Source organism: Hyalangium sp. (assembly GCF_035629615.1).
GTDB lineage: Bacteria > Myxococcota > Myxococcia > Myxococcales > Myxococcaceae > Hyalangium.
Map to the genome: position 1 here is coordinate 1 of NZ_DASPHO010000251.1, position 11,679 is coordinate 11,679.

The window sequence follows — 11,679 nt, forward strand, 5'->3', positions numbered from 1 at the left end:
CTGGAGGGGTGCATCCAGTCCCAGTGCGGTGAACGCTGCCCAGAAGTGAGGATGAGGGTGCATGCGACGCAGTTCCTTCATGGCCTCGCGGAGCGCATGGGTGCGGCCGAGTCCCGCCAACAAGTGGCGGTAGTAGCGCTCCATAAGCTGGCGTGTCACCTCATCATTGACCTTCCATAGGCTGGTGACCACGGTCTCCGCCCCGGCAACGAGGAAGGCCCGGCGCAGACCGTACACGCCGTCGCCCAGCCTGACGTCGCCACGACCCGTGTCGCAGGCCGACAGAACCACCAACTGAGTGCCCCACAGATTCAGCCCGGCCAACTCTAGCGCCGTCACAAGAGACTCCTCAATGCGACGAGTTCCTGCCGGTGCTGTTGGATGCTGAATGCCAGCAAGCACCAAGCCCGAGCGCAGCAGCGGGTCCGAGGGGCGTTGAGCAGGGCTTGAGCCCACGGCACCGAAGTTGCCAACGCCGCGCGCGGCGGACACTGGGGAGGAATCCTCGAGGAAAAAGCCGTGGGTGGCAATGTGAAGCAAGCCCGGAGTGGGCAGCCTGAGCAGAGCCTGCTTGGTGGCGTCGGGTCCCAGGAGCAGCTGAGCCTGTGGAAACAAGCGGAGGATGCTCTCGGCCTCCGCGCGTGTCCCAGGCAGCGGCGCCCAAGGAATGTCAGGTCCGTTCGAGCGCAGCGTAGTGAAGAAGTCCTCAAGCAAGGCTGCGCGCTGGGCCAGTGCTGGAGCGGTCTGCTCCTCGGGCGTGGCAGCAGCCAGAGGCGAGCCGAAGTCTGGACTGGCCAGGACTACCACGGAGTTTGATGGGGGAAGATCCTCGGAGCGAGGCAGCAGGTCCTTGCCTGAGGTGAGATATGTGATGTGGAAGGCATCCACCAGGAAGCGGCGGCCATCATGGAGAGCGGCGAAGGGGACGAGGTTGAGCTGGCCGTCGGGTGCGAGGAACAGACGCCGCTTCTGGCCAAGGTGCGGAACCAGGGGAAGGAAGGCGAGTGTGTGGAGGGCTTGGGCAGCGGACAGATAGGAGGCGGATTTGCGAGCGAGCGTGTCATGCAGGCGCAGCGCGGCGCGGTCGATGGGCTCCGCTGGACCGAGGTCCACAGCACGACTCCGTCCGTCAGCAAAGAGCAAGAGCGCCAGATAGCGCAGGTGGTTGTCAACCTGAGAGGGCAGAAGGCCAGGCTTGGCGAGGAGGGCACGGTCTTGATACGCGACGAACTCGACGATCGCGCTATCGGGGGGCAGGGCTGCCGTCACCTGAGAGATGAGTTGGCCGGGGGGGGGCAGGTCATGGAGTCTGCGCAGTGGCCCCGAGCGCCTGACGAGATCTTCTTCAAGAAAATCACCCTCGGCTGCGAGATCCTTAAGGCGTTGCCGGTAGTCGGCGGGAGAGAGCATGCCGGGACCAGCAAGCGAGAGCGTGGCGAGCTGGGTGCGCAGAGAACGCAGGCGATCGAAGGCCACGCGATCGGCGGAATCCATGCTGCGGTAGATAATGGAGGAGGTGTTGGAGCTTTCCTGGACGGAGCGGCCCTTACGGAGGAGAGCGGCAGAGAGAGCGAGGTGGACAAGGCGCGGGTCGTCAGGGTGAGATCGGACGAGTGCGTAGAGGCGCTCTTCCTGTGCTCGGAGGAGGTGAAGGAAGGTGGCAAGGCTCTGCTCGGAGAAGCCGAAGACCTCTTGACGAAGGTGTTGCTCGGAGGAGGTCAAAGCGCGTTGCAAGAGTGGCAGGGCGGTGTCGACCTGGCCCTGGATGAGGTGGAATCGGGCGAGGTTGTGAATCGAGTTCGTGACGTTGGGATGATTCTCGCCGAGGGCTGCCTCCCAAATCTTGATGGCGCGCGCAAACAACAGCTCGGCGCGCGTATAGAATCCCTGAGCCTGATAGAGGCTGGCAAGGTTGTTGAGCGAGCCTGCTACGTCTGGGTGCTCGGGGCCGAGAGCTGCCTCCTGAAGTCCAAGCGCGCGTGTCATCAGAGGCTCGGCGCGCTCGTAGAATCCCTGATGATGGTAAAGCACGGCAAGGCTGCTGAGCACTTCAGCGACGGTTGGGTGGTTCTCGCCAAGAGTCTCCTCCCAAATCTCTAGGGCTCTTACATATAGAGGTTCGGCACGCGCATGGAGTTCCTGAAAGGAATAAAGGAGGGCGAGGCAGTAGAGCGAGTAGGCGACGTCTGGGTGGCGATCGCCGAGGGCCGCCTCCAGGATCTCGAGCGCGCGTACCAATAAGGGCTCGGCGCGCTCGTAGAGTCCTTGAGCTTGGTAGATGCCAGCGAGATTGTTGAGCGATTCAGCAACGTCAGGGTGGTTCGGGCCGCGGGCTGCCTGCCGAATCTTGAGGGCGCGTGCAAACAAGGGCTCGGCGCGCGCGTAGAGCCCCTCAGAAGAGTAGATCGCGGCGAGGTTGTTGAGTGATTCAGCGAAGTCGGGGTGAGCGTCGCCAAGGACTGCTTCACGAATCTCAAGCGCGCGCGCCGCCAGAGGCTCGGCACGCGCGTACAGTCCCTGAAGGTAGTAGATGCTGGCAAGCTCATTGAGCGCTTCAGCGACGTCAGGGTGTTTCTCGCCGAAAGCTGCCTTCCGAATCTTGAGCGCGTGTGCGAACAAGGGCTCGGCGCGCGCGTAGAACCCCTGAGAAGAGTATAGGACTGCGAGGTTAGTGAGCGCTTCGGCGACACTGGGGTGATTTTCGCCGAGGGCTCCCTTGCGAATCTTAAGAGCACGTACCAGCAAGGGTTCAGCGCGAGCAAAATCTGCTAGTTTTACATGGACCTCGCCGAGAAGGCTGAGGCAGTCGGCGATCTTCGGATGCATCCCTGCGAGCACAGCCTCTCGAGTCTCCAAGGCGTGCTCAACAAGGGGGGCTGCCTCTGCGTATTTTCCCGCGTTTATCAACTTCTGGCCTTCGTCAAAGGACTTCTGCGCCTCCGCCAATCGTGAGTCCGCGAGAGTCTTCTCCACTGTGGCACACGCTGTACACCACAGGCAGATGAGCACTGTTACCATTAAAGCTCGCTGCATGGTCACTCCCAGCCTGCGTTGTTCTTCCCCCACGCTCACCTACCCGCTACTGAGGTGTCGCGGACATACCACTTTGGGAGTACGCGGGCTCCGTCGGGTACAACCTCAAGCGCAGAGTTGCCTCAGCCGACAGCGAAACGAGGTACCGGGGCTCACCGAGGCTTGTAGGCTCAGAAGCCGATGCCGACGCCAGCCTTGAGCAGACCATGGCCAAGCTCGAACCGCAGTGCCACAGAGCGAGTCTTGAAGAGAGCGCCGACCGAGGCCTGCCAGAAGAAGCCTCCGTAGGTGGGCCGGGATCCCCAGGCATCGTTCCAACCGGTGAGGAAGCCCGCTGCGTAGCCGAGATCCACCTTGGGGTAGAGCGCGAGGTTGTCGCTCACCCATACGTTCCACAGCAGGCCCGCGACGGGCAGCAGCTCCACGAAGCCGTAGTCGTCGCTCAGGGAGCTATAGGAGAAACGCAGCAGGTCGACGCCGAACTCGGCTGCCAGCTGGTCTTTGATACGTTCGTTGCGGAGGAATCCCTCCGGGCCCACTGGAATCATGAAGCGGCCACCGATGCCGAGACCGTTTCCGTAGCCGACGATTCCCCAGGCCGAGAGACCTGCTGAGCTGGGGCCTGACTGTGAGGCTTCGCTGGACTCAGAAGCTGGACTCTGAGCTGCGGCAGGGAATGCGAGGAGCAGAGCAGCGACTGCGGCCATGAGGAGACGTGCTGGATGCATGTGTGTTTTCCTTCCCAAGGAGTCTGCTTTGTCCCGTCACTGCGCCAGACAGAGGACGGGACGATTGCCTGTCGCGGGACCTGTTCTGCAAGACGCTCCGTCAAGCGGGTTCGGGGTTACCTGCGGCAGCAGACCCGAGGACGGGATCTCGACATAGAAGGGAGCTGACAGCAGGCCCGAGGGAGTTTGGACTTCCACAGACATCGAGAACCAGGTGCCTGCCGTCCAGGTGCCGGAGCTCCGGGTGGCGCTCCATCGAGTCCGGTAGAACTGAGCCGCGCCGCGAAGCAAGTTCCCCAGGGAACCGTAGATCGAGATCAGCTGCCGGGCATCCGACGCCCACAACATGGCCCCCTGGGTCTGGGCCGCCATCTGGCTCAATACCTGGAAGTTGATGCCATTGCTGAGGCCTACGGTGAAGAGCTTCACGTTCCGGCTGCGGGCAAGGGAGATGACGTTCTGCAGGCTCCAGGAGCCGTCCGTGTCCTCTCCATCCGTGAACACCACCACGGCGCGATTCGGGTTGTGGCCCTGCGACGTGACGTGCTCGACCAGTGCCGCCGTGGAGGCATAGAGCGGGGTTCCGCCACCCTCCAGGTGGGCCAGAGTGTCCAGCGAGCCGTAGAAACTCGAACCCGCTGAGGTGAAGCTGCCCCAGAGGGTGATGGGGGCGTAAGGCAGGAGCCCGCCGGAGGCGAAGGCTGATAGCTGGGCGGTGTCCGGCGCCGACAGGGCCTGGAAGAAGATCTTGCCCGCTTGGATCCGAGAGTCAGTGGGATCCGTGGACAAGATGCTTGCGCTCTGGTCCATGAGCAGGACCGCGGAGTAGGGACCCACGTCCGTGCCGGGTTGAGCGGAGAGGCCCAACCGCTCGAAGTGTAGGTCGGCGAAGTCCCGGAGCGTGAAGGCGCCACTCCCCAGACCTCCCAGCGGAGTGCCGTTCGCATGGAGGACCAGCACGTCCACCTCGAACTCCAGCCGGGTGCTCCCATGGGAGGTGATGCGCACGCCCCGGGTTCCGGCAGAGGGGAGGGACTGAGGCGCCAACTGCACCTGAAGCCGGGTGGTCTGCCCCCCGTTCACCTGGGTGGCTTCGGAACGGCTCTCGAACCCATCCAGGCTGAAGTTCAGGGAGTAGCTCCCTGCAGGGAGGCCGAGGAACTGGAACTGCCCTGCGGCATTCGTGGACGTGAAGCCTTGTCCAGCTCCGGAGGCCACCACCGTGACGCCAGTCAGGAGCGTTCCGAACGAATCCGACACCTGCCCGGAGATGGCCCCGATCGGTGGGGCCACAGGGATCATCTTCACCAGGATGTGGATGTCCCAGTCCGCCGGCACCTGCACGGCCAGAGTGGAGTCTTCGTAGCCCTCGAGCGAGAAGCTCAAGGAGTAGGGGCCTGCTGGGAGCGTTGTGAGCTGGAACTTTCCCGCGTCATCCGTGGAGGTGAGCTCGGAGCGTGTCCCGGAAGCCATGACGGAGACGCGGCCCAGCGGTCTGCCTTGCGGATCCGAGACTGTTCCGGAGACAGAGCCCACAGCAGGCTTTGGCAGGGGAGGAGGGCCTTCGCTCCCTCCACCACACGCGGCGAGGATCGCCAGCGTTGTCAGCAGGAGGGGCAGGACAAGACTCTGGACGGGAGACTGCATGGCTGGCTCGTTCATCGAAAGGAAGGGAGGGGCTGTCACCTGGAGGCTTGCCGCTGGGCGCCAGGCGGGCTGGCCCCTGTCAAGGTCTTCCCAGAGATGGCGGAGTAGTTGGCCAGGAGGCCTCCTTTGTCGAAGGTCATGGACAGCAAGTCGCTCTTGACCTCGCTTCCGCCGCGAAACGTTCCGTACGGGGTGACGCACTCCGTTTTCAGCAGGGACTGGGAACGGAAGTAATGGACGGAGCGGCTGCCGTCGGCGTGGCGCGTGGAATCGTTGGGCTCACCCAGCAGCTTGATGACCTCGGAATAGGTTGTCTGGCCGACCTCGAAGTAGGTGTCTGCTGGTGGTTGCTGGGGGACCGTATTCTTCGAAGAAGCACAGGCCGACAGCGTGAGTGCTGTGGCGATGACGAGGACTGCTTTCATGGAGCCTCCTGTTCACAGCAAGAGCCAGATGAGGCTCCGTTCGACTCAGGGGAATGAACTCCGCGGCAGGCTCATTGGCGCTGGCCGCTGAGCAGACCGGTGCCCGTCGATGTCTGTCCGGACGTGGCGGAGAAGTCGGTCAAGATGCCGTTCTTGTCGAAGGTCAGATAGACGGAGGTGTGCTCACTCTCGCTACCGCCGACGAGCCTTCCGACATACGGGATGAAGCTCGCCGCACTCGCCTGAGACTGTGCGTAGGAGTAGTTGATAGAACGGCTGCCGTCTGAATGCAGCGTGGAGCCGGTGGGCTTGCCCAGGCCGGTGATGACCTCCTGATAGGTCGTCTTGCCCTTCTGGAACTGAGAGACCTGCTCCTGGGTGACCTTCTTGCCCGTAGCGATGCAGGCCGACAGCGTGAGCGCCGCAGCCGTGATGAGGACCGCCTTCATGATGCCTCCTTTTCATCAGTAGGGAGGCGGAAGGCAGGCGACCTATGCAGAGAATTTCTTCCGGGAGGTTATTTGGACGGCTGGGGAGGCGGCGCCATCCCCTGAAGGGGCGCATCCAGCCCCAGGGCTGTGAACGCTGCCCAGAAGTGCGGATGAAGTTGCTTGCGGCGCATTTCCCTCATCGCCTCACGGAGCGCGCTGGTGCGACCGAGGCCCGCCAACAAGTAGCGGTAGTAGCGCTCCATGAGCTGGTAGGTCGTCTCGTCATTGACCTTCCACAGACTGGTGACCACGGTCTCCGCCCCGGCGACCAGGAAGGCCCGTCGCAGGCCGTACACGCCGTCGCCCAGCTTGACGTCGCCGCGGCCTGTGTCACAGGCCGACAGGACCACCAACTGAGTGCCCCAGAGATTCAGCCCGGCCAACTCTAGCGCCGTGACCAAGGAGTCCTCGGAGAGAGGCGAGCCGGGTGAGGCGGCTAGGGGATGAGCGCCCGCCAGTACCAGTCCCGAGCGCAGCAGCGGGTCAGCAGGCCGTGTCACAGGGTCGGCAGCCACGGCACCGATATAGCCCACCGCGCGTCCGTCCGAGAGGCGAGGAGTCTCTTCAAGGAAGAAGCCGTGGGTGGCGATGTGCAGCAGACCGGGCGTGGATAGCTTCAGCAGTGCCTGCTTGGTGGCATCAGCACCCAGGAGGAGCTGGGCTTGAGGAAACAGCTGGTGGATGACCTTGGCTTCCTGGCGTGTGCCAGGCAGCGGAGCCCAGGGAATGTCCGGACCGTCCGAGCGCAGTGCCGAGAAGAAGCCCGCGAGGGAGGCTGAGCGTTCAGTGAGTGCTGGACTGGCCTGCGGCTCCGGGGGGGGGACAGCAGGAGACGAGCCGAAATCAGGGTCGGCCAGGACCATCATGGAGCGAGAGGAGGGGGGAGCTTGGGGACGAGGCAGCAGATCCTTTCCCGAGGTGAGATAGGTGATGTCGAAGGTTTCCACGAGGAATTGGCGGCCATCGTGGAGAGCGGCGAAGGGAACGAGGTTGAGCTGGCCGTCAGGGACGAGGAAGAGACGGTGGCGCTTGCCAAGGTATTGAACCAGGGGACGGAAAGCCAGTCTGTAGAGGGCTTGCGCGGTGGGTAGATAGGAGGCGGCATTTCCCGCGAGCGAATGATGCAGGCGTAGCGCGGCGAGATCGATGGGCTCCGCGCGCCCAAGGTCCACGGCACGAATGTGCCCGTCGGCGAAGAGCATGAGCGCGAGATAGCGCAGGTGGCTGTTACGCTGGTCAGGCGGAAGGCTATGATCGGGGACGAGGGAGTGATCCTGGTAGGCAATGAACTCGACCAGAGCACCGTCGCTGGGCAAGGCGGCCGTCACATGGGGGATGAGCTGAGCGGGAGGTGGTGAGAGGTGGAGTCTACGAAGTGGTTCCGAGCGCCTGGCCAAGGCCGCTTCGAGGCGGTCACCCTCGTCTGCGAGGTCCTTGAGGCGTTGCTGGTAGTCGGTAGGAGAGAGTTTGCCTGGACCAGCCAGTGAGAGTGTGGCGAGTTGGGTGCGCAAGGCGCGCAGACGCTCGAAGTTTTCGCGATCAGCGTGATCCAGGTTGCGGTAGATGATGTGAGAGGTGTTAGCGATTTCCTGGACGGAGCGGCCCTTGCGAAGGAGAGCAGTGGAGAGGGCAAGATGGAGAACGCGGGCATCGTCGGAGTGAGCACGGGCGAGCGCGTAGAGACGCTCCTCTTTAGTGCGGAGCAGGTTGAGGACGGTGACAAGGCGTTTCTCTGAGAACCCGAAGATTTCTTGGCGAAGGTGCTGCTCGGAGGAGGAAAAGGCCCGCTGGAAGAGTGGCAGGGCCTTGTCGAGGTCCTGCTGAGCGAGACGATGTAGTGCGAGAATGTTGAGCGAGTTGGTGACGTCTGGGTGGTTCTCGCTGAGGGTCGCCTCCCGTATCTTGAGTGCGCGTTCATACAATGGTTCGGCCCGTGCGTAGAGCCCCTGAGCCTTGTAGAGGTCGGCGAGGGTGTGGAGCGAGTTGGCGACGCTGGGGTGGTTCCCACCAAGGGCTGCTTCCCGAATCTTGAGAGCACGTTCATTCAAAGGCTCGGCGCGCGTATGGAGCCCCTGCGCCTTGTAGAGCCCGGCGAGGTTGTGGAGCGAACTGGCGACGTTCGGGTGGTTCTCTCCGAGAGTTGTCTCCCAAATCTCTAGCGCACGTTCAAACAAAGGCTCGGCGCGAGCATAGAGCCCCTGAGAATAGTAGAGGAAGGCGAGGTTGTGGACCACGCCGGCGACGCTGGGATGATTTGCTCCGAGAGCCGCCTCCTGAAGCTTGAGCGCGCGTTCGAAAAGAGGCTCAGCGCGTGCGTAGAACCCCTGATCATGATAGAGGGCGGCGAGATTGTTGAGAGAGTTAACAACGGAGGAATGGTTCGTGCCGAAGGCTATCTCCCGTATCTTGAGTGCTCGTTCATACAAGATCTCGGCGCGTGCGTAGAACCCCTGCACCTTGTAGAGGAGGGCGAGGTTGTGGAGCGATTGGGCGATGTCGGGGTGGTTCGCACCGAAGGTGGCTTCCCGAATCTGGAGAGCACGTTCATACAAGGGCTTGGCGCGCGTGTAGTGTCCCTGAGCATAGTAGAAACCGGCAAGGTTGCTGAGCGAGGTGGCGACCTCGGGGTGGTTCTCGCCGAGGACTGCCTCACTGATTCTGAGAGCTTGTTCATACAAGGGCTCGGCGCGCGCGTAGAACCCCTGCGTATGATAGAGGAAGGCAAGGTTGTTGAGTGTGGTTGCGACACTGGGGTGGTTCGTGCCGAGGGTTGCCTCTTGAATCTTGAGTGCGCGGTCATACAAGGGCTCCGCGCGCGCGTAGAGTCCTTGGGCGTAGTAGGTATTAGCGAGGTTGTTAAGCGATTGGGCGACGTCAGGATGGCTTGCGCTAAGGGCTACCTCCCGAATCTGGAGAGCACGTTCATCCAAGGACTCAGCGCGTGCGTAGAGCCCCTGAGCCTTGTAGAGGCGGGCGAGGTTGTTGAGCGATTGAGCGACGTCGGGGTGGTTCTCGCCGAGAGTTGCTTCTCGTGTCTTGAGCGCGCGGACCAACGAAGGCTCTGCGCGAGCATAATCTGCCCGCAGCAAATAAACCTCTCCAAGCAGGTCGAGGCAATCGGCCACCTTCCGATTCGTCTCCGCGAGCACAGTCTCCCATAGGCCCAGAGCGTGCTCGATGCGAGGTGTTGCTTCGGAGTATTGCCCCGCTTCCTTCAACCTCTGTCCCTCGTCAAAAGCCTTCTGCGCCTCCTCCAGTCGTGGGTCTGTGGGAACTTCCTCCACGGTTGCGCACGCCGCACACCACAAGACGATGAGAGTTGTTGTCCTTGATGCTCGTTGCATGGTCGCGCCTATTCGCTTGCTTTCCCAGATAACCCAACCCTACGTCCGGGAGAGGGATAGGGCTCTAACCGTAAGGAATCGTTCGTTGATCCATTTTTTAGCGGGTGCTCAGTCCATCAGGCGCGGAGACCCTACCCGGCGCGAACTGTCGCGGACATACCACTCGCGGAGTATGCGAATCCCTTCGCTGTGGCTCATTGGCACGACAGGAGGGCGCATACACAGAAGCCAGGTCGGGTATTACGGCGCGTGGATGCGTCTGCCCGGTGAGTGGCGATCAATGTGCTCACGCGCCCGATGTTCGTTCTGGTGAGTCATCCAGGAACGCCTTCAGCGCAGGGAGCACCACCTCTGGCCGCTCCAGGTGAGGACTGTGCCCTGCCACCACGCGCAGCAGCCGGGCCTCGGGCAGCCGCTTCGCTGCCTCCACCGCCAGGGACACGGGCAGGGTGTCCTCGTTCTCGCCCCACACGAGGAGTACCGGCTGGCGCACCGAAGCAAGCTGCTCGCGCCGGTGAAACACCCCTCCCACCAGCGGCACCAGCGTGTTGAAGGCCTGCGCCGCACGGGGACGGCCTCCGGGCACGGCCAGCAGCTCGTACCCGAGCGCCCCCAGCCTCCGGCCCAGCGGTGTCTCTGGCGGCGGCAGCAGCCGGTCGAAGAGCCGCGGCCCCAGCGTTCGCGCCACCCGCTCCGGTCCCGCCCGGAAGAAGCCACGGGCCAGGGGCGTCATCTCCGGCCCCAGCCCCATCGAATCGATCAGCACTAGCCGCTCCACTGGCACCTTCCCCCGTCGCGCCAGCTCTACCGCCACCAGCCCCCCCAGCGAGTGGCCCACCACGGCCACCGGCCCCGGCGCCAGCGCCTGGAGCAGCTCCTCTACCGGCTCGGTGAAGAACCGCACCGCCTCCTCCGCCGTGCGCAGCGCACCCTCGGGTGGGGAGGACAGGCCGAACCCCGGCAGATCCAGCGCCAGCACCCGCCGTCCCCGGGCCAGCACCGTGAGGTAGGAGAACCACATCGGTGCCGCGTGGCCACGCCCGTGCAGGAGCACCACCGGCGGGCCCTCCCCCCCCTCCAGCACCCGGAGCGCCCCTCCGCTCGGAAGCCAGTGGGAGCGCACCCTTATAAGGGGCGCAAGCTGCCCCAGGATGTGGGCCTCGACCGGCCCAGGCGCGTGCTGAGTCACGTCCGAACCCCCCTCCTAGCGCCCCTCGGGGGTGTGGGATACGTCGCTGGGGGCGGACGGGAGCTCTCGGACATGGGGACTCCGGGGGAGGTGTGCGCACCTTACCGGAATGTCCGTCATTCTGCGGTGTTGAGCCGTTCGGCCTGAAACCTTAGTCTGCCCGGCCGTTTCCGCCTGTTGCCGCCCGTTTCCGCCCATCGAGGGGACATGAACACGGACATCCGCGCTCTCACCGAGAGGGTGCAGAAGGAAAGCAGCTTCGTCGAGGTCCTCAACCAGGAGACCGGCAAGGTCATCGTCGGCCAGCGCTACATGCTCGAGCGCATCCTCATTGGCCTGCTCTGCAATGGCCACGTCCTCCTGGAGGGTGTGCCCGGGCTGGCCAAGACGCTCACCGTCCGCACCGTCTCGGATGCCCTCAGCGCGACGTTCATGCGCATCCAGTTCACCCCGGATCTGCTCCCGGCGGACCTGGTCGGCACCATGATCTACAACCAGCAGACGGCCGCCTTCACCGTCCGCAAGGGCCCCATCTTCGCCAACATCGTCTTGGCCGACGAGATCAACCGCGCCCCCGCCAAGGTCCAGTCCGCCCTCCTGGAGGCCATGGCCGAGCGCCAGGTCACCATCGGCGACCAGACCTTCGGGCTGCCCTCGCCCTTCCTCGTGCTGGCCACCCAGAACCCCATCGAGCAGGAGGGCACCTACCCCCTGCCCGAGGCCCAGGTGGACCGCTTCATGCTCAAGGTGAAGGTGGGCTACCCGACCCGTGATGAGGAGAAGGTCATCATGGACCGGATGTCCGGTGGCTCTTCTCCGAAG

The 11,679-nt window shown here is 63.6% G+C and carries 8 protein-coding genes; 1 reads left to right on the forward strand and 7 read right to left on the reverse strand.

The features are described from left to right. The 7 genes from VD972_RS12610 to VD972_RS12640 all read right to left on the reverse strand — a co-directional run. The coding region (locus VD972_RS12610) for a CHAT domain-containing tetratricopeptide repeat protein (protein ID WP_324985894.1) at window positions 1-3,033 on the reverse strand (3,033 nt) is incomplete at its 3' end. A 170-nt stretch (window positions 3,034-3,203) separates the two neighbouring features. Next, window positions 3,204-3,581: a hypothetical protein gene (locus VD972_RS12615; RefSeq protein WP_324985897.1), complete on the reverse strand. Its 378-nt coding sequence runs from the start codon at window positions 3,579-3,581 to the stop codon at window positions 3,204-3,206. A gap of 216 nt (window positions 3,582-3,797) precedes the next feature. Continuing rightward, window positions 3,798-5,408 carry a carboxypeptidase regulatory-like domain-containing protein gene (locus VD972_RS12620; RefSeq protein ID WP_324985900.1) on the reverse strand — a complete coding sequence of 537 codons (1,611 nt, stop codon included), beginning with the start codon at window positions 5,406-5,408 and terminating at the stop codon, window positions 3,798-3,800. 35 nt (window positions 5,409-5,443) lie between these two features. Further along, window positions 5,444-5,833, reverse strand: coding sequence for a hypothetical protein (locus VD972_RS12625; RefSeq protein WP_324985903.1), 390 nt, complete (start codon window positions 5,831-5,833; stop codon window positions 5,444-5,446). A 71-nt stretch (window positions 5,834-5,904) separates the two neighbouring features. Beyond that, complete coding sequence (bamE, locus tag VD972_RS12630; protein ID WP_324985907.1) at window positions 5,905-6,282, reverse strand: outer membrane protein assembly factor BamE domain-containing protein; 378 nt, start codon at window positions 6,280-6,282, stop codon at window positions 5,905-5,907. 68 nt (window positions 6,283-6,350) lie between these two features. Continuing rightward, the gene (locus tag VD972_RS12635) at window positions 6,351-9,542 is read right to left on the reverse strand and encodes a CHAT domain-containing tetratricopeptide repeat protein (RefSeq protein WP_324985910.1); all 3,192 of its coding nucleotides are present in this window, start codon (window positions 9,540-9,542) and stop codon (window positions 6,351-6,353) included. Between the two features lie 412 nt (window positions 9,543-9,954). Beyond that, window positions 9,955-10,857, reverse strand: a complete 903-nt coding sequence (locus VD972_RS12640) for an alpha/beta fold hydrolase (RefSeq protein ID WP_324985914.1) — start codon at window positions 10,855-10,857, stop codon at window positions 9,955-9,957. A gap of 207 nt (window positions 10,858-11,064) precedes the next feature. Between VD972_RS12640 and VD972_RS12645 the strand changes: the two genes are divergently transcribed. Next, a partial coding sequence (locus tag VD972_RS12645; RefSeq protein ID WP_324985917.1) for an AAA family ATPase occupies window positions 11,065-11,679 on the forward strand: 615 nt, incomplete at its 3' end.

What these genes read in the sequence shown, in the direction of transcription:
- VD972_RS12615 (WP_324985897.1), bottom strand. Translation starts at nt 3,581, where the DNA reads ATGATTCCAGTGGGCCCGGAGGGATTCCTCCGCAACGAACGTATCAAA.
- VD972_RS12620 (WP_324985900.1), bottom strand. Translation starts at nt 5,408, where the DNA reads ATGCAGTCTCCCGTCCAGAGTCTTGTCCTGCCCCTCCTGCTGACAACG.
- VD972_RS12625 (WP_324985903.1), bottom strand. Translation starts at nt 5,833, where the DNA reads ATGAAAGCAGTCCTCGTCATCGCCACAGCACTCACGCTGTCGGCCTGT.
- bamE (WP_324985907.1), bottom strand. Translation starts at nt 6,282, where the DNA reads ATGAAGGCGGTCCTCATCACGGCTGCGGCGCTCACGCTGTCGGCCTGC.